This window comes from Amycolatopsis mongoliensis, from assembly GCF_030285665.1.
In the GTDB taxonomy this organism is placed as follows: Bacteria; Actinomycetota; Actinomycetes; order Mycobacteriales; family Pseudonocardiaceae; genus Amycolatopsis; species Amycolatopsis mongoliensis.
On record NZ_CP127295.1, the window covers coordinates 7077854 to 7097595 of the forward strand.

The 19742-nt window shown below is 72.7% G+C and carries 19 protein-coding genes; 8 read left to right on the forward strand and 11 right to left on the reverse strand.

The window, feature by feature from the left end; translation table 11 throughout:
- Positions 1-2: 2 nt before the first annotated feature.
- The 3 genes from QRX60_RS34060 to QRX60_RS34070 all read left to right on the forward strand — a co-directional run bounded on the left by QRX60_RS34060 (position 3) and on the right by QRX60_RS34070 (position 2657).
- On the forward strand, positions 3-371 hold the full coding sequence (locus QRX60_RS34060; RefSeq protein WP_285995535.1) for a hypothetical protein: 369 nt from the start codon (positions 3-5) through the stop codon (positions 369-371).
- A 35-nt stretch (positions 372-406) separates the two neighbouring features.
- Positions 407-1699: an alpha/beta hydrolase gene (locus tag QRX60_RS34065; RefSeq protein WP_285995536.1), complete on the forward strand. Its 1293-nt coding sequence runs from the start codon at positions 407-409 to the stop codon at positions 1697-1699.
- A gap of 82 nt (positions 1700-1781) precedes the next feature.
- A complete protein-coding gene (locus QRX60_RS34070) occupies positions 1782-2657 on the forward strand; it encodes an LLM class F420-dependent oxidoreductase (protein ID WP_285995537.1) in 876 nt (291 codons plus the stop codon).
- Here the strand turns inward: QRX60_RS34070 and QRX60_RS34075 are convergent.
- Complete coding sequence (locus tag QRX60_RS34075) at positions 2654-2803, reverse strand: hypothetical protein (RefSeq protein WP_285995538.1); 150 nt, start codon at positions 2801-2803, stop codon at positions 2654-2656. The genes QRX60_RS34070 and QRX60_RS34075 overlap by 4 nt on opposite strands.
- Complete coding sequence (locus QRX60_RS34080) at positions 2784-3212, reverse strand: alpha/beta fold hydrolase (protein WP_285995539.1); 429 nt, start codon at positions 3210-3212, stop codon at positions 2784-2786. Before QRX60_RS34080 ends, QRX60_RS34075 begins: the two co-directional genes overlap by 20 nt.
- A 353-nt stretch (positions 3213-3565) precedes the next feature.
- Here QRX60_RS34080 and QRX60_RS51645 point away from each other — a divergent pair, with 353 nt between their 5' ends.
- The 3 genes from QRX60_RS51645 (at position 3566) to QRX60_RS34095 (ending at position 6478) form a co-directional block, all read left to right on the forward strand.
- On the forward strand, positions 3566-4807 hold the full coding sequence (locus QRX60_RS51645; protein WP_285995540.1) for a hypothetical protein: 1242 nt from the start codon (positions 3566-3568) through the stop codon (positions 4805-4807).
- Positions 4808-4872: 65 nt separating this feature from the next.
- Positions 4873-5739, forward strand: a complete 867-nt coding sequence (locus QRX60_RS34090) for an amidohydrolase family protein (RefSeq protein WP_285995541.1) — start codon at positions 4873-4875, stop codon at positions 5737-5739.
- Positions 5740-5830: 91 nt separating this feature from the next.
- On the forward strand, positions 5831-6478 hold the full coding sequence (locus tag QRX60_RS34095) for a GTP pyrophosphokinase (protein ID WP_285995542.1): 648 nt from the start codon (positions 5831-5833) through the stop codon (positions 6476-6478).
- Position 6479: 1 nt separating this feature from the next.
- Here QRX60_RS34095 and QRX60_RS34100 read toward each other — a convergent pair whose 3' ends face one another.
- Positions 6480-7124 carry a TetR/AcrR family transcriptional regulator C-terminal domain-containing protein gene (locus QRX60_RS34100; protein ID WP_285995543.1) on the reverse strand — a complete coding sequence of 215 codons (645 nt, stop codon included), beginning with the start codon at positions 7122-7124 and terminating at the stop codon, positions 6480-6482.
- The gene (locus tag QRX60_RS34105; protein WP_285995544.1) at positions 7121-8440 is read right to left on the reverse strand and encodes a cytochrome P450; all 1320 of its coding nucleotides are present in this window, start codon (positions 8438-8440) and stop codon (positions 7121-7123) included. The genes QRX60_RS34100 and QRX60_RS34105 overlap by 4 nt, the downstream gene beginning before the upstream one ends.
- Positions 8441-8500: 60 nt before the next feature.
- Between QRX60_RS34105 and QRX60_RS34110 the strand changes: the two genes are divergently transcribed.
- Positions 8501-9064 carry an ester cyclase gene (locus tag QRX60_RS34110; protein WP_285995545.1) on the forward strand — a complete coding sequence of 188 codons (564 nt, stop codon included), beginning with the start codon at positions 8501-8503 and terminating at the stop codon, positions 9062-9064.
- Between the two features lie 93 nt (positions 9065-9157).
- Here QRX60_RS34110 and QRX60_RS34115 read toward each other — a convergent pair whose 3' ends face one another.
- On the reverse strand, positions 9158-9808 hold the full coding sequence (locus tag QRX60_RS34115) for a DUF998 domain-containing protein (protein ID WP_285995546.1): 651 nt from the start codon (positions 9806-9808) through the stop codon (positions 9158-9160).
- A gap of 212 nt (positions 9809-10020) precedes the next feature.
- Here QRX60_RS34115 and QRX60_RS34120 point away from each other — a divergent pair, with 212 nt between their 5' ends.
- The gene (locus tag QRX60_RS34120) at positions 10021-12477 is read left to right on the forward strand and encodes a M14 family zinc carboxypeptidase (protein WP_408630284.1); all 2457 of its coding nucleotides are present in this window, start codon (positions 10021-10023) and stop codon (positions 12475-12477) included.
- 44 nt (positions 12478-12521) lie between these two features.
- On the opposite strand, the gene QRX60_RS34125 is transcribed toward QRX60_RS34120, so the two are convergent.
- From QRX60_RS34125 to QRX60_RS34150, 6 genes are all read right to left on the reverse strand, one after another.
- On the reverse strand, positions 12522-13196 hold the full coding sequence (locus tag QRX60_RS34125) for a LysE family translocator (RefSeq protein WP_285995548.1): 675 nt from the start codon (positions 13194-13196) through the stop codon (positions 12522-12524).
- 82 nt (positions 13197-13278) lie between these two features.
- Positions 13279-14373 carry a J domain-containing protein gene (locus QRX60_RS34130; protein WP_285995549.1) on the reverse strand — a complete coding sequence of 365 codons (1095 nt, stop codon included), beginning with the start codon at positions 14371-14373 and terminating at the stop codon, positions 13279-13281.
- A gap of 424 nt (positions 14374-14797) precedes the next feature.
- A complete protein-coding gene (locus tag QRX60_RS34135) occupies positions 14798-16381 on the reverse strand; it encodes an AMP-binding protein (RefSeq protein WP_285995550.1) in 1584 nt (527 codons plus the stop codon).
- Between the two features lie 210 nt (positions 16382-16591).
- On the reverse strand, positions 16592-17305 hold the full coding sequence (locus QRX60_RS34140; protein WP_285995551.1) for a transporter substrate-binding domain-containing protein: 714 nt from the start codon (positions 17303-17305) through the stop codon (positions 16592-16594).
- Between the two features lie 49 nt (positions 17306-17354).
- A complete protein-coding gene (locus QRX60_RS34145; protein WP_285995552.1) occupies positions 17355-18389 on the reverse strand; it encodes an aldose epimerase family protein in 1035 nt (344 codons plus the stop codon).
- Between the two features lie 73 nt (positions 18390-18462).
- Positions 18463-19698: a helix-turn-helix domain-containing protein gene (locus QRX60_RS34150; RefSeq protein WP_285995553.1), complete on the reverse strand. Its 1236-nt coding sequence runs from the start codon at positions 19696-19698 to the stop codon at positions 18463-18465.
- Positions 19699-19742 lie beyond the last annotated feature (44 nt).

Here is a 19742-nt window from a genome sequence, read left to right on the forward strand (position 1 = left end):
CGGTGGTGGACGCCCGTCCGGGACGTCGCGCGCTGCACGGCGTCGAGGCCCTGGCCCGCGACGATCGCGCGGCCCGGGCGGGCGCCGCGGGCCAGGAGGCCACCGACCTCGCGCCCCTGCGGAACAAGTGGATCACCATCGAATGGACGTTCACGCCGGGCTCGAAGGGCAAGGCGTCGTGCGTCATCCGCACCGGCACCGGATCCGGCGCGCCGGTCGCCGCGCAGGGCAGCATGAGCGGAGTCGACCTTCCCGACCAGGGTGACTACGTCCGCCCGAAGTGGGGGATCTACCGCTCGGTCGAAAGCGCTTCGTCCGACATCCTGGACACCTACCTGCTGTTCCGGAACTACACGGCTTCGCGCAAGTAGGTGCGCTCGCCGGCGACCAGGGTGACACTGGCGCCATGAAGGTCGTCGACGGGTACTCCGGCACGCGCCGCCCGTCGACGACCGCGCGCTACGCCACGCCACCGCCGCTGCGCCGCGGTCCGGTGCTGGTCACGGCCGCTTTCGCCGCCCTCGGCGGCGCCCTGATCCCGGCCGCCTCGCTCGCCGCGCTCTGGCGGGTCTGGCAGTTCTACGCGATGTTGTTCGGCCTGTTCGCCGCCGTCGAGTTCGTCGCCTTCGTCGCGGTGCTCGGGTGGCCGACCCGCAAGACCGCCCGGGCCGGCGCGCTCGTCGCGGCCGCCGGTCTCGCGCTGTGGGTGGCGAGCCGGCCGCTCGGGCTGCTGACCCGGTTCGACCCCTGGCAGCCCGCGGACACCGTCGTCGGCTTCACCGACTACGCCGCGGCCGCGCTGCAGGTCGTCGCCGTCTTCGGCTTCCTGGTCGTGGCACGGCGGCGGGCCCACCCGCGGCCGTCGGCGCCGCGACGCGTGTCGGCGTGGATCGTGCTGTTCCCCGTGCTGCTGCTGGTGCTCGCGACCGGCACGGCGGGGACGGTCGCGGCCGGCGACAACATCACCGGCTCGACGGCCACGGCACTGCTCGACGGCAGCACCGTCGAATACTGCCGCCCGGACGGGATCCCCCTGGTCATGGACCTCGCCCGCCCGCGCCCGGACGCCCGGGCCGCCCCGGTGGCGCTCTTCCTGCACGGGGGTGGGCTCGTCGTCGGCAACCGCAAGCCGGCCGGCCCGGGCGCGCTGCTCGCCGGATCGCGGCTCGTCCCGCTGCGCGACGCGCTGACGGCGCGGGGGTTCGCGGTCGCCGCGATCGACTACCGCCTCGCGCCCGCGGCGCGCTGGCCGGCGCCGCTGACGGACGCGAGGTGCGCGGTCCGGTTCCTCGAGGCCAACGCGGCGGCGCTGAACCTCGACCCGGCGCGGATCACGGCCGTGGGCACGGGAACGGGCGGCACGCTGGCGTCGCTGCTCGGCGTGGCCAGGGAGCCGGAGAGCCCGGTCCGCGCGGTGGCGGCACTGGACGCTCCGGCCGATTTCGACTTCGCCGGCCAGGACCCGCTCACCCGGGCGGCGATCCTCCTGGCGCTGGGCCGCTCCCCGGCGACGCTGCGCGAGGCGAGCCCGCTGACGTACCCGGCCGCGGGCGCACCACCGTTCCTGATCGAGGGCGGCCGCAAGTCGGCGGAGTTCGCGGTCCACCTGCGCGAGGCGGGCGTCCCGGTGACGACCGGCGCCGGTGATCCGGCGGCGGTGGCGGGCTTCCTGGCTGCCGCCACCGGCGCGCCGGGCTGACGCGCGGCGTGCGGCTTGCCCTGGAGCGCGCTCCAGGTCCTAACGTGAGGGGCACGCCGACCGCACGTCAGGAGAACGTTTCATGGAGCTCGGTTTTCACCTCCCCATCTTCGACATCGACGGCGGGACCACCGCCATCGCCGGCGAGCTCGCCCGGGTGGGCGAAGCGGCGGAGGAGGCCGGGGCGACCTGGCTGTCCTTCATGGACCACTACTTCCAGATCGAGCCGACCGGCCGGCCCGCCGAGTCGAACATGCTGGAGGGCTACACCACGCTCGGCTTCCTCGCCGCGCACACGTCCCGGATCGACCTCGGCCTGCTGGTCACCGGTGTGACCTACCGACACCCCGGCCTGCTCGCGAAGATCGTCACCACCCTCGACGTCCTCTCGGGCGGCCGGGCCGTGCTGGGTGTCGGCGCCGCCTGGTTCGAGCGCGAGCACCGGGGGATGGGCGTGCCGTTCCCGCCGATCGCCGAGCGGTTCGAACGGCTGGAGGAGACGCTGCGCATCTGCGGGCAGATGTGGGACCCGGAGAACAACGGCCCGTTCGAGGGCAAGCACTACCAGCTCGCCGAGACGCTCTGCTCGCCCCAGCCGATCAACCGGCCGAGGGTGCTCATCGGCGGCGGCGGGGAGCGCAAGACGCTGCGGCTCGTCGCGCAGTACGGCGACGCGTGCAACCTCTTCGCCTCCTCGCCGGAGGACGTCGCGCACAAGCTGGACGTGCTGCGCCGCCACTGCGACGACGCCGGCCGCGACTACGACGAGATCCGCAAGACGGTCCTGGCCAACAACCCGCGCCCGGCACCGGAGACCCGCGACGAGTTCGTCCGCGCCATGGCGGACTACGCGAAGCTCGGTGTGCACACGGCGATCATCACGCCGACCACCGGCTCGCCGGCCGCGTGGATCGAGGGCATGGCCCCGGCCGTGCCGCAGCTGGCCGACCTCGGCTAACCCGCGGCGGCGGTCAGGATCCGCGCGGTGACCAGCTCCGGGCGCTGCAGCGGCAGGGCGTGGGTCGTGCGGGGCACGACCTCGACGTCGAACAGCGGGTTGAGCGCCTTCACGCGCTGTTCGACGTCACGCGCGGGGTGGATCACGCTGTGCTCGGCGAGCAGCAGCCGGACCGGGACACCCACCGCGCGCAGTTCGCTTGAGCGCGCCGAACAGCAGCGGACGGAGGGTGCGCCGCACCGCCGCGCCCGGGCGGGGATCGAACCAGCGCACGATTTCGCGCAGGCTCCACCAGAGGAAGGCGGAGCCGATCACCGCGAACCCGGACGGCTCGATCGCGACCACCGCGGCCACCCGGGACGGCGCTCGCGTCGCGAGGGCGAGCGCGTGCCGTCCGCCGGTGGAGACGCCGGCCAGCTCGGCGACGTGCGGGTACCACGACAACGACGTGCCCACGCCGCCCGGCAGCAGCACGACCGGCGGCCCCGCTTCGCCGCTGGCGCGCACGCGTGTCGGCCCGTAGCGCGTCTCGACGTCCAGCTCCCGGGCCGGCACCCGTGGTGGCTCGCAGCCGGACCAGGAAGCGCTGCTGCCGCACCTGGTCCGCGGGCCGGCCGGGCAGTTCCGCTCGGCGCAGAAGGGCAACCGGGTCGGCCCGGACCTGGACGCTGACCTGGAGGCCGACGCCCTCGCGACGATGGCCGCCGGTCTCGTCACCGGGATCCTCGTCGGAGCGTACACGGCCGAGCAGGCTTCCGCACTCGTCGAATACCGGCTCGGCCAGCTGTTCAGCGCCTGACTCTCTGTCCACAGTAGACACTCTGGTGAATCCTTTCCGGTGACCGGTGAACCGTTTGCGGCGGCGCGCCGTGTGCCGTGGTGAGGTGGCGACCAGAGAGGAGGGGCTGATGCCCCACGGACGCAGTACCGGACGACACCGCAAACAGGCCACGATCGGGCTGGCGGCGCTGCTGGGAGTCGCGGGGGCGACGGCGACGGCGATCGCTCTCAGCAGCCCGGCGAGCAACGCGGCGACGGAGAGCTGCGGCGGCCTGGACACGGCGCTGCAGAACAACCTCACCTTCATCGCGGGTCAGCAGGCGGCGCCGGACGCCCAGTCGGCGGCCCGGATAGCCAACCGCCAGGCGGTGGTCGACCAGATCCAGCAGCGCCGCGCGGCGGCCGGCTGCGGGGGAGAGGTGGCGGCGAACGCGGTCGCGACCCAGTGCGCGGCGATCGCCGACGCGGCCCAGCAGAACGCGGCCGCCGAGGACAACGCCCAGGCCGGCGGGAACGGCATGGCCAAGGGCCACGGTATGGCCAAGGGCAACGGCAAGGCCAAGAACGGCAAAGCCGCCCAGCAGGGCGCGGCTGACGAGAACGGCATGGCCGCCGAGAACGGCATGGCCAACGGCAAGGCCAAGCAGAAGGGCATGGCCGCCGAGAACGGCGCGGCCGACGAAAACGCCATGGCCGGCCAGCAGGACGCGGCCGCCGCCCAGGACGCCGCGGCCGCGCAGGCCTGCGGCGTGGTCGAGAAGTGCGTAGCCGAGGCCGCCGGAGCCGCCGACGCCAACGGTATGGCCAACCAGAACGGCATGGCCAACGAGAACGGTATGGCGCAGCAGAACGGCATGGCCAACGAGAAGGGCATGGCCAACCAGAACGGCATGGCCAACCAGAACGGCATGGCCGACCAGAACGGTATGGCGCAGCAGAACGGCATGGCCGACCAGAACGGTATGGCGCAGCAGAACGGCATGGCCGACCAGAACGGCATGGCGGCTCAGAACGACGCCGCCGTCAACCCGGACTGCACCGCCATCCTGGACTGCGTTTCCCAAGCCACCGCCGAGTCCGGCGCGGCCGCGGACCAGCAGGGCATGGCCACCGCCGAGTCCGGCGCGGCCGCCGACCAGCAGGGCATGGCCACCGCCCAGAACGGCAACGGCCAGCAGAAAGCCAAGGACAAGAACAAGGACAAGAACAAGGCGGCCGGCGACGCGGCGGAGCAGGCGGCTGCGGCCGCGGTGGCCGAGAAGTGCGTAGCCGACCCGGCCGCGGGTGCCACCGCAACCGGGACCGCCACCGCAACCGACACCACCAGCGCCACCGAAACCGGCACCGAAACCGCAAAAGCGGGCAACTGAGACCAGGAGGGTGTGCACCGGCGGCGGGCCGGTGCACACCCTCCGTCAGCTGCCACACTGACCCGGTGGAGTTCGCCCCCGAGCGGAAGTTCGCCGTCTGCCCCGGCCCGGATCCGCGGCCCCGCGCCCCGGTCCGGGTCGACGTGCCGCCCGGGGCCGTCGACACCCACGCCCACGTGGTCGGCGACCGCGGCTTCGTCGAAAGCCGCAGCTTCACCCCGCCGCCCGCCACCGCCGCCGACTACGCAGCCATGCTCGACGCCACGAACATGACCTACGGCGTCCTCGTGCAGGTCAGCGTGCACGGCACCGACAACACCCTGCTCCTCGACACCCTCCGCGCCCACCCCGGCAGGCTCAAGGGCGTCGCCGTCGTGGATCCGCACATCGGCGACCGCGAACTCGCCGAACTCCACGACGCCGGTGTCACCGGGCTGCGGATCAACACCCTGACCGGCGGCGGCGTCGGGTTCGCCGCCCTCGCCCGCCTGGAAGCGATCTGCGCGGAACACGGCTGGCACCTGCAGCTGTTCACCGACGCGGCCACGCTGACGCCGGCGAGGCTGGCCAAGCTCCGCGTGCCGTACGTGCTCGACCACCTGGGCGTCCCCGACGTCGCGGGCGGCACGAGGAGGTGGCCGGTGCGCGACCTCGTCGCCGACGGCGCCTGGGTCAAGCTGTCGGGCGCCAACCGGCTCGCCGAACCGCCGTACACCGAGACCGTGCCGTTCGCCCGGGAGCTCGTCGCGGCGGCGCCGGACCGGTGCGTCTACGGCTCCGACTGGCCGCACGTCGGCTGCTGGGGCCCGATGCCGAACGACGGCGACCTCGTCGACCTGCTCGCCGACTGGGTCCCCGACCCGGCCACCCGCGCGGCGGTCCTCGGCGCCAACGCGCGCCGGCTCTACGGCTTCCCCGACCCGATCCGGTGACCGGCGGGAACTCGCACCCGCCGGTGCTCGTTGACCCAGTAGCGCACAGTAACCTGGGGTGACCACCCGACCGACGACACACGAGGCTTCAGTGACCACCGATCCGGCGGCCGAGGACCTGCGGGAGGCGGCCGACGCGCTCGCGGTCGCCGGGCAGCTCCCGCGGTTCCTGCTGATGTACAAGTTCGCCATCGAAGAGCTGATGACGAAACTGCGGATCCTCAGCGAGGAGTTCGACTTCGTCCACAGCCACGACCCGATCGAGCACATCACGAGCCGGGTGAAGCGGCCGGAGGCGATCAAGGAAAAGGTCCGCCGCCGGGGCCTCGGCGACGACTGGATCGCCGCCGCGCACGTCCTCGACGACATCGCCGGCATCCGCGTCGTCTGCCCGTTCGTGTCCGACGTCCACGAGGTCGCCCGGATGCTCACCGCGCAGGACGACGTCGAACTGTTGCGCACCAAGGACTACATCGCGCGCCCGAAGGCGAACGGCTACCGCAGCCTGCACCTGATCGTCCGGATCCCGGTGTTCCTGTCCGACCGGGTCGAGAAGGTCAAAGTGGAACTGCAGCTGCGCACCATCGCGATGGACTTCTGGGCCGCCGTCGAACACAAGCTGTCCTACAAGTACGCCGACCGCGTCCCGGACGACTTCGCGGGCGAGCTCGCGGCCGCGGCCCGGACGGCGGCCGACCTCGACGCCCGCATGGCGGCGCTGCACGAACGCATCCGCTGAGTCACGGTGCCAGCGCGTCGAGCAGGATGCCCAGCCCGAACTCGAACTCCGCTTCGTGGTCGCACACCGCGAGGTGGGGCGCCGCTTCGGCGACGGCCGGCAGCCCGGACGCCGAGAGGTCCGCGAGCCGGCCCAGGTCGCCGGTACTGCTGAACGTCGGCGCCGCGTCGACCTCCCGCATCAAGGTGCCGATCAGGAACGCCAGCACCGCGCGCAGCCCGTGCACCGCGCGGTCCGGCGGGTAGCCCGCCGCGAGCAGCGGGCCGAGCACGGCCTCCACCGGCGCGAGCGCGGTCATCGACGCGAGCTGGCGGGTGAGCACGAGCGGCGCCGCGCGCGGGTGGCCGAGCATCGCGGCCCGGAACCCGCGCGCCAGCGCGGACATCGTCTCCCGCAGGCCCGTTCCCGGTGCCGGTGCGGGGATCGCCGCCAGCAGGACCTCGGCGATCCCGTCCAGCAGGGCGTCCTTGCCGTCGACGTGGTTGTACAGGCTCATCGGGTCGACGCCGAGCCGGCGCGCGAGCTTGCGCATGCTGACGGCGGCCAGGCCCTCTTCGTCGACGAGAGCGAGGGCTTCCTTCAGGATCCGCTCCCTCGACAGCCCGCTGTCGGCGCTCTTGGGCGGACGGCCGCGCCGGCCCGTCACGCGGCGAGCACCGCCGGCAGGCTTTCGTAGCCGCGCAGGATCCGCGTTCCCCGGCGACGGCCTCCCGGCAGCACACGCAGGTCCGGGAACCGGTCGAAGATCGTGCGCAACCCGATCTCGCCCTCCATGCGCGCCAGCGAAGCGCCCAGGCAGTGGTGGCGCCCGGCGCCGAACGACACGTGGTCACGCGCGCCGGTCCGGGTGACGTCGAAGACGGCCGGGTCGGCGAAGACCTCCGGGTCGCGGTTCGCGCCGGCCAGCACGGTGGTCACCAGCGCCCCGCGCGGCAGGGGCATCCCGGCGACCTCGGTGGCGCGGGTCGCCAGCCGGCCGGTCAGCAGGACCGGCGGGTCGTACCGCAGGACCTCCTCGACGGCGTTGCCCCACAGCTCCGGCCGCTCGCGCAGCACGGCGAGCTGCCCGGGATCGTTCGCGAGCAGGGCGATCCCGCTGCCCAGGAGGTTGACAGTCGTTTCGAAGCCGGCCGCCAGCACCAGGCCCGCCGTGGACTTCAGCTCCGTCTCGGTGAGGCCGACGCCGCCGTCGCGGGCCGCGACGAGCTTGCTGAACAGGTCCTTGCCGGGGTGCCGGCGCAGGTGGTCGAGGTGCTCGCCGAGCCAGGTGTCGAACTCGCCCAGCGCGGTCTCGACGTCGCGGAACGTGCGCCAGCCCAGGCCGAGGTCGAGGCTGGGCGCCGCGGCCGCGCCCAGCGACAGCACCTTGCCGAGGTCTGACGGTGGCACCCCGAGGATCTCGCTGATGACCGTCACCGGGAGCAGGCCGCAGTAGGACTCGACGAGGTCGAGCGGGCGGCTCGGGTCGAGCGCGTCGAGCAGGCCGTCGGCGATCTCCTGGACCCGGCCGCGCAGCTGCTCGACCGCGCGCACGGTGAACACGCCGGTGACCAGCTTGCGGTAGCGGGTGTGCTCCGGCGGGTTGACGGCGAGCAGCGACGGCGGCCGCACCGGGTGCAGGTGCTCGCCGGCCGACCACTCGACCAGGCGGCCGAGCGCCGAGCCGTCGGAGCCGATGACACCGACGCGGAAGTCTTCGCTGGACAGCACTTCCCGGACCGCGGCGTGGGTGGTGGTCATCCAGCCGAAGCGGGTGCGGGCGAGCGGGCCGGCGGCGCGGATCTCCTCGAACAGCCCGGTCAGGTCGCGCCCGTCGGCCGCGGCGACGACCATCCGGCCCTGGAGGTCCCCGCGCCGGGCTTCGCGGCGCAGCACGGTCCGGGGGAGCGCGTGGCCCAGGCCCCACCTGATCACCGGCTTCGCGCGGGCGAGGGTTCCTTCGAGCACAACGTCCCCTTCCATCAGCGTGCCTACAGTGTAGGTTATCGTCGGTTACCTACACCGTAGATTTAAGGAGCGCCGATGACCGAGTTCGACATCCCCGCACCCGAAGTCCTCGCGGCCCGCCAGAAGCTGGTGCTCGACCACTTCCGCGACGAGGTCGCCCAGGACTGGGACGCCACGCTCTCGACGTTCCCGCACCCGCACTACGAGGTCGTCGCAACGATGACGGTCCACGACGGCGACGGCGCCGTCCGCGGCTACTACCACGACACGCGCACCGCCTTCCCCGACCAGCACCACGAGCTGATCGCGCTGCGGCACAGCGCCGACGCGGTCGTCGTCGAGTTCTGGCTGCTGGGCACGCACCTCGGCCCGCTCGGCGCGATCCCGGCGACCGGGTCCCGCTTCCGCGTCCGCATGACGGCCTACTTCGTGTTCGACGCCGAGGAGCGCCTGGTGTGCGAGCGCATCTACTTCGACACGCTCTCGATGCTCAAGCAGCTGATCGGCGGGGTGGACAAGAAGAACCCGAAGAACTGGCCGCTGCTGCTCCGGGTGGCCCGGGGCTTCCTGGCGATGGCGGGGGAGCAGCCGGACCCGAGGCTGACCGAGACGACGGAGCCGGACCTGCGGCCGGTCTGACGACCGCGGCGACGTTGACCGCGACGATCACCGCGATCGCCGCCCACGACAGCGCCCGGCGACGCACCTGGCCGCCGCCCTGCTGACGGAGCTCTACCGCTCCTGAGGCCTGGCCGGTGCGAGCAGGACGCCCAGTGCGATCAGTTCCGTCAGCGCCATCCCGCGTTCGACGAGGCCGAGCGGGATGAGCGTCCACCAGCGGCCGCCCTCCACCGCGGCCACCACGACGGCCCCGAGGATCACCGCGAACCAGCCCAGCGAAGCGATCGCCAGCACCCGGGCCAGCCACCGGCGGCCGGGAGTGCCCGGGAACGCCGCGCGGGCCGCGACCAGCACCGCGAGCGGGAGTGCGACGAACGCCACCACGCTCGCGATCCGGTGCAGCGTGCCGCCGAAGTCCGAGCGGGAAACCGTGGCCCAGTCCGGCTTCGGGAAAGCCACGATGACCAGCAGTCCGACCGTCCACAATGTACCGAGGAGGGCCGCGGGGACGGGCAGCCGCCGCTGGCTGTGCAGGACGGCGAGCCCGGCCGCCGAGCCCAGCGCCACCAGGATCACGGCGAGGTCGAACACCCACTTGTGGTCGGAGAGCCCGTATTCGCTGATCGTGCGGCGGGTCGCGCTGATCTCGTCGGTCGGCGGGATGACCTGGAGCAGCAGCACCAGCGCGGCACCGATCGCGAGGGCGGCGATGCCGCTCAGCGAGATCGCGAGCGACGTCCGTCGCGCAGGGACCGTGACCATGAACCGACAGTAGCCGACCAGCGGTTGAACTCCCGGTGAAATGCCCTATCGGGCGGCCGGACGTGTGAAGGCCGGGTGAAGGCTGTACGACTTACGGCGGTTACCGTAGCCGGTTTTCGTCCATTACGGTCACTCGCTACCGGTACGTCCGTGCTGTGCCGGCCTCGTCAAGGAGGTCTTTGCCTGTGGGGAATTCACCAAGAAGAGCGGTGCTGGCGGTTTCGGTCGTGGCGCTGGCGGCGGCGTTCGTCACACTGCCGGCCGGTACCGCCGGCGCCGCCCAGAACATCCTGCGTGCCGACAAGTCGGTACCGCGCTCGTGCTTCGCGAAAGTGCTGCCCAAGGGCACCGCGGGCACCGATCGCCGGGAGCTTACGTCCACTGTGGACGGGTTGGTCCAGGCGCGGCTCAAGCCGGTCCCGGGCACCGAAGGCGACTGGGACGTCGCCGTGTTCGACAAGGCGACGGGCGCGGTGGTCGCCGCCTCCACGGCGTTGCGCACCCACGAACTCGCCGAAAGCTTCGTGAAGAAGGGCCAGGAGCTCGTCGTCCAGGGCTGCCGCTACGGCGGTCCGGCCGGCCAGGCCCAGCTCGGCGTCGACTTCCTCGCGCTGACCCCGCAGGGCACGCCGACGACGGCGTCGAAGGCGCAGCTGGTCCGGGTCGAGACGCCGACGCGCGCCGACAAGAACAAGCTGACCGCCCTCGGCCTCGACGTCACGGAGAAGGGCGACGCGACCGGCGTCGAGGTCGTCCTCGCCGACGACGCCGACCGCCAGGTGCTCAAGAACAGCGGCTTCAAGTCCCAGGTGATCGAGGCCGACCTCTCGGCCAAGTCGGTCCAGGACGCGAAGACCGACCGCCAGTACGCCGCGAAGACCGCCGCGTCGGCGCTGCCGTCCGGGCGCACGAGCTACCGGCACCTCTACGACTACAACTACGAGATGAAGGAGCTGGCCCGCAAGAACCCCGGCCTCGTCTCGGCGTTCACCATGCCGGAGTCGACCTGGGAAGGCCGGGACGTCGTCGGCGTCGAAATCGCCACCGACGTCAAGAACGTCACCGACGGCAAGCCGGTGAACTTCACCATGGGCGTGCACCACGCCCGGGAGTGGCCGGCCGGCGAGCACGTCATGGAGTGGGCGTACGAGCTGATCAACGGCTACTCCCACGACGCGGCGATCCGCAGCCTCGTCGGCAAGACCCGCAACATCGTCGTGCCGATCATCAACCCGGACGGCTTCGAGATCTCCCGCGAAGCCGAGCCCAAGGGTGACTTCACCCGGTTCGACTATGAAATGAAGCGGAAGAACTGCAACGTCGACGACTCGCCGGCGCAGTACTCCACCGGCGTGTGCAAGGCGAACCCGGCCGGCCGCCTCCGCGGCACCGACCCGAACCGCAACTACGGCGGGTTCTGGGGCGGCAACGGCGCCGAGATCGCCTGGAGCGGCGACACCTTCCGCGGGTCCGCGCCGTTCAGCGAGCCCGAAGTGCGCAACGTCCGGTCGATCGTGTCCTCGCGCCAGGTGACCAACCTGATGACGATGCACACCGTCGCGGCGCTGGTGCTGCGCCCGCCGGGCGTGGCGGACGTCCGGCCGCCGCTGGAGGAGCCCGCCTACAAGGCCCTCGGCGACAAGCTGGCCTCGCGCAACGGCTACACCAGCGAGCCGAGCTGGGCGCTGTATGACACCACGGGCACTACAGAGGACTGGTCGTACTGGGCCACCGGCGGCTGGGGCTTCACCATCGAGGTCGGCGGCAACGGCTTCCACGGCCCGTTCGCCGACAGCGTCGTGGCCGAGTACGAGGGCCTGGCCCCCGCGGCCGGGGCGGGCAAGGGCGGCAACCGCCAGGCGTTCCTGGACATGCTGGGCAACGCGGCCGACCCGCAGCAGCACTCGACGCTGATCGGCTCGGCGCCCAAGGGCTACCAGCTCAAGCTGCACAAGACGTTCCAGACGCCGACGTCGCCGGTGATCCAGCCCGACGGCTCCACCAAGCCGCCGATCTACATCACCGACGACCTGAACTCGAAGTTCACCACCACCGGCGGGCGGTTCGCCTGGTCGGTCAACCCGTCGACCCGGCCGTACGTGGCCGGCCGCTACGGGCGTGACCCCCAGGGCCCGGCGCAGCAGGGCTTCGCGGTCGCCAACCCGGCCGGTGTGCCGCCGATCAACCAGAACTACCCGGCGGACGCGACGGCGGAGAGCTTCACCTTCCACGTCGACGGCCTGCCGAAGGTGGACAACGGGAAGTTCAGCGTCAACATCAACTGGGCCAACACCGCGACCGACTGGGACCTGTTCGTCTACGACGCGGCGGGCAACCTGGTCAGCTCGTCGGCCAACGGCGGCACGACGTCCGAGCACGCCGTGCTGTTCGACCCGCCGGCCGGCGACTACAAGGCCGTGGTGGTCAACTACGACCAGGCCGACCCGAACGCCGTCGACGACTGGACCGGGGACGTGTCGTTCGCGTCGCCGATCCCGCCGACGTACGGGACGAAGGAGGCCTACCAGCTGACCTGCTCGACGCCGAACGGCAAGCTCGTCGGGGTCGCGGACGTCTACGCCGACCGCGGCCAGACGGTCGACGTCGGCGAGGTCTGCACCCGCTCCGCGCACGCGCAGAAGCAGCGTGCTTCGGGTGGGGTCCGGTAATTTTCCCTGATCGTGAAGGCCTCCTCGCTCGCGCGGGGAGGCCTTCACGGCGTTACGGCGAGGGTGACGCCGAGGACGACGAGAACCGTGCCCACGACGCGGTTGAGGGCCGGTTTCGCGTGCGCGTACCAGCGCTGGGTGGCGGGTGCGGAGAACAGCAGGGCGACGGACAGGTGCCAGGCGGTCGAGGTCACGAGGATCAGCGCGACCGCGGCGGCTTTGACCGCCGTGGGTTCGGTGGGCGGCAGGGCCGCGGTGAGCACGCTGCCGAAGAAGGCCGCGGCTTTCGGGTTGGTCAGGTTGCTGACCACGCCTTGGCGGAAGTGGTTCGGATTGGCAGCGTCCGGTGCCCGCTTGCGCGGTGGTGCGGCCACCTCATCGCGGTTCGCGGTCTCTTCCGGTGCATCGGGCATTTCCCCTGCGTCCGGCGTGCGGGCTCGCAGCCACAGCCGCACCCCGAGCCAGGCGAGATAGCCGCCGCAGACCACGCGCAGGCCGGCGGCCAGCCACGGCGCGCGGGCGAGCACGCTGCCCAGCCCGAAGACGGCGACGGCCGCCAGCACCCCGCCCGCGGCGACGACGCCGAGCGCGACCGCCACCGCGGCCCGCCGGGTGCCGGCCGCGGCGGTGTGCGCGATGAGCACGAAGTTCGGACCGGGGGAGACCGCCGCCGGGAGGTAGGCCAGCAGCACGGTGCCCAGCGTGGCGGCGGGGTTCACGCCGTCCAGCCTGGCACGGCGGTCGGGCCATGGGCTGGTGGCATCGTGGCCGGCAGTGCCACGCCTGGCGAGGCGCCGGAGCTCACGCCGCCCGGCCGCCCCCGCCGACCACCTGGTCGCGCATGGTCCGCAGCGTCTGGTGGTCCACTGTGGACGGATCGGCGGCGAGCCATTCGCCGATCTCGTGCAGGAACTCCTCGGGCGTCATCGGCGCGGCGGGCAGGTCACCCGGGTCGGCCGTGGTCAGGTCGCCGCTGCGGCTCGGGTACACGATCATCGCGCCGCGCAGTGCCACGCCGGGCAGCAGGTCGCGGTAGGCGGCGAGGCTCTCGGCGAGCCGGCTGCCGCCGCCGCGGAACGGGCGGCCGTTGCGCAGCAGCCTGCCGTCCTCGGCCGTCTCGTAGTGCCCCGGCAGCCACAGCTTCGACTCGATGAGCACCAGGCGCTTCCCGCACAGCACCGCGTGGTCGACGTCGGCGAACACCGAGCCGGGCCACGCGAGCCCGTGGAAGATCCGCGCGCCGGGCAGCCGGGTCAGGTAGCCCTCGAGCAGGTCGGCGGTGAGCCGCTCGGCCAGCTCGTCGCGCTCGGTGCCGGGGGCGCCGAACACGGTACGGCCGCCGAACTCCTCGGCGTACGCCTCGCGGGCCTGGTGCGCCCGCAGGTAGCCGCGGGCCAGGCGCTGGACGAGCAGCGCGGTGCCGGCGGTGAGCAGCAGCCAGACGATGAGCACCGGCGTGCTGAACCCCACCCCGGTGACCAGCGGCAGCAGCACCAGCACCATCCCGCCCACCGCGGCGACCACCGGCGTGTGCCCGGGCCCGCGGCGGCGGCCGTGGCGCATCCGGGTGTCCTGCCCGGCGAAGTGCCACCAGCTGAGGTCCTCGGCGTCCAGTTCCGGCAGGTCGGGGACGAACCCGGGCTCGTCCCCGAAGCGCCGCCGGGGCCGCGGCCGGACCGGGACGGGCACCACGGTCGCGCCGCCGGAGTCGTACCGCGCGCGGGCGACGGGATCGCCGAGGACGTCGTAGGCCTCGCGGAGCAGGCGGAACGTGCCGACCGTCCCGCCGCCGTCCGGGTGCATGGTCTTCGCCAGCCGGCGGTAGGCCGTCTTGACGTCGGCCGCCGTGGCGTCCCGGCGGACGCCGAGCACCTCGTAGTAGTCGACGTCGGGCACGCGGGCGTTCACCTCCGGTTGGCTGCGCGAAGACTTTATGGGACCCGGTTTCCGGTCCGGTCACCGCCTCGGCGGCGCGTCGGGGTGATGGTCCTCCGGCGCAGGTCAGTGCGGTGTCAGGAGTTCTACCGCGGACGGCGGGCGGCCCGGCGGCACGGGGTGGGGCCGCGTGACGGCGTCCCGGACGGGGTGCCCGGCGCGTTTGCCGTGGTCCGTGAGTGTCCATTGAGGACCGCGTATCACTCGGAAGTGTTGTCGCGGCGCGAATCGTCGCGACGGCGGTGACGGTTCGTAGCCGTAATTCACCCGAAGGGACGGGAACAGGTGTTCGAATCCGTGGCTAGGATGGAGGCATGTCCCCGGCACTCCCCAGACGTGACGGGCCCACCGCCACCCCACCTCGGCAGCGGGCCCGTCACCCCCGTCACCGCTCGCGCAGCAGGAAGCGCTGCAGCTTCCCGCTCGCGTTGCGCGGCAGCGCGTCGATGAACCGCACCCGGCGCGGGTACTTGTACGGCGCCGCAACGGCTTTGGCGTGCTCCTGCAGGGCGAGCACGACGTCCGGGCCCGGGGCGACGCCGGGCCGCAGCACGACGAAGGCGGTCACGACCGCGCCGCGGTCCGGGTCGGGCGTGCCGACGACCGCGCACTCCTCGACGTCCGGGTGGCGCAGCAGCACCTCTTCGACCTCGGGAGCGGCGATGTTGTAACCGGAGGAGACGATCATGTCGTCGCTGCGCGCCACGAACCGGAAATAGCCGTCGGGTTCGCGGACGTAGGTGTCGCCGGTGATGTTCCAGCCGTCGCGGACGTAGTCGGCCTGCCGCGGGTCCTCGAGGTAGCGGCAGCCGGTGGGACCCTGCACCGCGAGCAGCCCGGGCGTGCCGTCGGGCACGGGTGTGCCGTCGAGGTCCAGGACGGCGGCGCGGAACCCGGGCACGACGGTGCCGGTCATGCCGGGACGTGCGGCTTCGTCGGCCGCGGAGATGAAGACGTGCAGCATCTCCGTGCTGCCGATGCCGTCGATGAGCGGGCGGCCGACGAGGTCGCGGTACTGCTCGGCCACGGCGGCGGGCAGGGTTTCGCCGGCGGAGACGGCGCGGCGCACCCCCTTGAGAAGCGGGCCGTCGCCGGAGCCGAGGATCGCGCGGTACGCGGTCGGCGCCGTGAACAGCACGGTCACCGACCGCTCGGCGACGACCGAGGCCAGCTCCTTGGGGGTGGCGCGTTCCAGGAGGAGCACGGACGCGCCGGCGTGCAGCGGGAAGACGAGGAGGCCGCCGAGGCCGAAGGTGAACGCCAGGGGAGGGGTGCCGCAGAAGAGGTCGTCCGCGGTGGGCCGCACGACGTGCCGGGAGAACGTGTCGGCGATGGCGAGCAGGTCGCGGTGGAAGTGCATCGTCGCCTTGGGAGTCCCGGTGGTGCCGGAGGTGAAGGCGAGCAAGGCGACGTCGTCGGCGGCGGTCGGCACGTCGGCGAAGGTTGCCGGGTACCGCGCGCAGCGGGTGGCGAGCTCGGTGCCGTAGGAGACGACGGGCAGCCCGGGCGGCAGCTCGTCGAGCAGGCGCTCGTCGCACAGGGCGACGGCCGGCCGCGCCCGGTCGACGATCTTGTCGAGCTCGTGGCGGCGCAGCATGGGCATCGTGGAGACGGCGACGGCGCCGGCCTTGAGCACGCCCAGCCAGCAGGCCGCGAGCCACGGCGTGTTCGTGCCGCGCAGCAGCACGCGGTTCCCGGGGACGACCCCGAGCTCGGCGGTGAGGACGTGCGCGATCCGGTTGGCGCGCGCGAGGACCTCGCCGTAGGTCCACGTCTCCTCGAGGGAGCGCAGGCAGGGCCGGTCGGCGCCGAGGCGCTCGACGGCGCCGTCGAGCAGGGCGGTGGCGGCGTTGAGCCGGTCGGGGTAGTCCAGCTCGGGCAGGTCGAAGACGAGCCGCGGCCACTGCTCCCCGGGCGGCAGCCGGTCACGGCAGAACGAGTCGGTGTGAGCGCTGGGAGTAAGCCTCATCGCAGCTCCTCGGATCGACCTGGCCTGCCCGAAACGTAGCACTCGTTGCGACCGTCGAGAAGACGCAATGTCGCACCGATGACGGCGGCGACGAGGAAGCGATATCACTCCGTGGACCGGGAACCGCGCAGAGTGACGGCCGGGCGCGCGGGGACGCCGCGGAGCGCTGCCTGTCACCGGCTCCGTCGGACCGTCCTCAAAGGATGGACGTCACTCCGCGGGAGGCGCGACCGCGGCGTCCGGCTGGTTCGCACGGCGCAGGGAATCGGCCACGAACCCGTTGGCCTTCAGCTCTTCGACCAGATCGCACAGGAACGCGACCGTCGCCGGGTGGCGATCGGGTGTGGTCCCGACAGCCTGCTGGATCTGCATGAACCGCTCCGGAATCACCCGCGTCCCCGGGTGCGAAGAGACGTACGCGGTCATCGGCTGCCGGATCCCGGCCGCCACCTCGAGACTCTGCTCCTCGAACGCCGCGACGCCGTCCGCGCCTCGCACGACCGTCGCATGCGCAAGGGTCCGGGTCAGGAACAGGTCGTAGGCCGACCCCTGCTTCACGCCGATCCGGACGCCCGGCCGGTCGACGTCCGCGGGCGAGCCGAACGGCGAATCCTCCGGCACCACGAACGCGCCCTCGATGACGACGTACGGCGCGGTGAAGGCCACCGAGGCCGCGCGCGCCGGCTCGATCGCCAGGAAGCACAGGTCCGCCGCGCCCGAGGTCAGCGCCTCGAACGACTTCCGGGCCGCGTCGAAGCACACGAACTCCACCGGCACCTCGAGCCGCGCCGCCACCTCGCGCGCGAGGTCGACCGTGACGCCCCCGGGCGCGTCCGGCGTCCCGTGGGCGAGCACCGGGTTCCCGAGGTTGACCGCGGCGCGCAGCACGCCGGTGGGGGCGAGGTCGGCGGAAAGATCTCCCATGACCGGCGAGGGTAACGGCGGGAACGGCCGTGAGCGGGGCGAATGTTGTTCACGCCACGGGCGGCCGGTCCGGCGCCGTCAGCTCGAAGACCGTCTCCTGGTGGTAGACCTCGCCCGGCCGGAGCACCGTGCTCGGGAAGTCCGGCCGGTTCGGCGAGTCCGGGAAGTGCTGGGCCTCCAGCGCGAACCCCGCGCCGGGGCTGCCGAGGTGGTTGCCCGAATAGAACTGCAGGCCCGGCTCGGTCGTCCACATCGTGAGCAGCCGGCCGGACGTCGGCTCCCAGGCCCGGGCGGCGAACGGCGCGCCGTCGTCGAGGACCCAGTTGTGGTCGTAGCCGTGGCCGATCGCCAGCTGGGGGTCGGGGGCGCCGAGGCGGGCGCCGATCGTCGTCGCGCGGCGGAAGTCGAACGGGGTGCCGTCGACCGGGGCCGGGGCGCCCACCGGGATCAGGTTCTCGTCGGTGGGGCAGTACCGGCTCGCGGCGATCGACAGCGAGTGGTCGTGCACCGAACCGGCGCCGGCCAGGTTCCAGTAGGTGTGGTTGGTCAGGTTGACGACCGTCGGGGCGTCCGTGGTCGCGCGGTAGGTGATCCGGAGCCGTGAGCCGAGGCGGTACGTCACCTCCGTGGTGAGCCGGCCGGGGTAGCCCTGGTCGCCGTCCGGGCTGACCAGCGTGAGCCGCACGCCGCCGGGAACCGGGGCCGCCGACCACACCCGCGTGTCGAACCCGGCCGGGCCGCCGTGCAGGCTGTTCTTCCCGTCGTTCACCGGTACCCGGTGCAGGACGCCGTCGAGGGTGAACGCGCCGCCGGCGATCCGGTTGGCGAACCGGCCGATCAGCGCGCCCAGGAAGACCCGCGGGGCGCCCGGCCGGTTGTTCGCGACGTAGCCGTCGAGGTCGGGGTAGCCCAGGACGACGTCGGCCGGCCGCCCGTGCCGGTCCGGCGCTTGCACGGACTGGATGACGCCGCCGTAGTCGAGCACGCGGACGGTGAGCCCGCCGGGCCGGGAGAGGGTGTACCGGTGGACGTCGGTGTCGCCGACGCGCCCGAAGAACTCCCGGGTGAGTTCGGAAAGGGTCATCGGCCGGTCCTCCCCACAGCATTCTGTTAGCGCTAACAGCATGGTGGGGAGGACGCCGTCCGGTCAAGGCCCGTCAGTGCTCACCCGGCGGCTGCGTGCCCAGCAGCTGGTGCGCCCGCAGGGCTATCTGGATCTCCAGCCGGTGCGCCGGATCCGCCAGCCGGTCGCCGAAGAGGTCGCTCAGCTGGCTCACGCGGTAGCGCACGGTCTGCGGGTGGACGCCCAGTGCCTGCGCGATGTCCGGGGTGTTCCCGTTGTGTTCGAGCCAGCTCAGCAACGTTTCGGCGAGGCGGACCTGCTGCTTCACCGTCAGGCCCGCGAACGGGGCCAGGGTCTTCGCCGACAGCGCGTCGAGCAGGAACCGGTCCAGCAGCAGCCAGTGCGTCGCCAGGTGGTCGGCCGTGTGCGTCACCACGTGGTCGCCGACCAGGCCGCGGCGGACCAGGTCGAGCGTGCGGCGGGCCCACAGCGACGACGTCGCCGCGTCGGCCGGCCGGACCCGGGGGCCGACGGCGGCGCGCCAGCCCGGCAGCCGGCCCTCCAGCCCCCGCAGGTCGCGGTCCGGGTTCGGGGTCAGCAGGCAGGGCTCGGTGCCTTCGAGGTCGAGCAGGACGTCGTCGGCGACCTGCGGAGCCGGTGTCAGGTGCTGCTCGCTGCGCGGTTCGAGCGCGACGACCGTCACCCACTCCGGCATGGTCCACTTCGCGGCCTTCGCCATCGTCGCGATCGTCGCCGGGGACGACGGCGGACTGGCCAGGAGGAGTTCGAGCAGCCGGCGGCGACGGCGTTCGAGCGTCCCGGTCGCCATCGCCTGCGCCAGCGTGTACCCCTCGACCGAGTACGCCGAAATCTCTTCCACGTAGGCGAAGATCGCCTCCGCGCCGACGCACAGCACGGCCGCGGGGAAGCGGTGGGCCTGGCCCAGCTCCGCCACGTACCGCCACGCGGCGCGCCCGCCCGCGCGGTAGGCGGCCTGCAGCGAGTTCAGGCTGCCGCCGTCGTGGTGAACGCGCTTTCCGACCTCCCGGAACAACTTCGGCCAGTTGTCCTCTGTGGACGCCACGTCGTCGATGCTGTCGATGCAGCTGACCACGGCCCGCTCGATCGCCAGCACGATCATCTTCCCGAACTCGCCTTCGAGGGGCTTGGCGTACTCGGGCACGGCCCGCTGGATCTCTTCGAGGATCCGCCGGGCCAGGGGGTCGGCGTGCGGCCGGAACCGCCGCGCGAGCTCGGCCGGCAGTGAGCACCACAGCTGCTGTGCCCGGCCGGTGCCGCGGGGGTGCGGGACGGTGATCGTCCGGGTCATGGCCACCCCTTTTCCGCGTCGTCGCGAAGGTCATGTACGCACAC

Excerpts from the sequence above, each read along its gene's own strand:
- QRX60_RS34065 (WP_285995536.1), top strand. The coding sequence starts at position 407 with ATGAAGGTCGTCGACGGGTACTCCGGCACGCGCCGCCCGTCGACGACC.
- QRX60_RS34070 (WP_285995537.1), top strand. The coding sequence starts at position 1,782 with ATGGAGCTCGGTTTTCACCTCCCCATCTTCGACATCGACGGCGGGACC.
- QRX60_RS51645 (WP_285995540.1), top strand. The coding sequence starts at position 3,566 with ATGCCCCACGGACGCAGTACCGGACGACACCGCAAACAGGCCACGATC.
- QRX60_RS34105 (WP_285995544.1), bottom strand. The coding sequence starts at position 8,440 with ATGGAAGGGGACGTTGTGCTCGAAGGAACCCTCGCCCGCGCGAAGCCG.
- QRX60_RS34110 (WP_285995545.1), top strand. The coding sequence starts at position 8,501 with ATGACCGAGTTCGACATCCCCGCACCCGAAGTCCTCGCGGCCCGCCAG.
- QRX60_RS34115 (WP_285995546.1), bottom strand. The coding sequence starts at position 9,808 with ATGGTCACGGTCCCTGCGCGACGGACGTCGCTCGCGATCTCGCTGAGC.
- QRX60_RS34135 (WP_285995550.1), bottom strand. The coding sequence starts at position 16,381 with ATGAGGCTTACTCCCAGCGCTCACACCGACTCGTTCTGCCGTGACCGG.
- QRX60_RS34140 (WP_285995551.1), bottom strand. The coding sequence starts at position 17,305 with ATGGGAGATCTTTCCGCCGACCTCGCCCCCACCGGCGTGCTGCGCGCC.
- QRX60_RS34145 (WP_285995552.1), bottom strand. The coding sequence starts at position 18,389 with ATGACCCTTTCCGAACTCACCCGGGAGTTCTTCGGGCGCGTCGGCGAC.
- QRX60_RS34150 (WP_285995553.1), bottom strand. The coding sequence starts at position 19,698 with ATGACCCGGACGATCACCGTCCCGCACCCCCGCGGCACCGGCCGGGCA.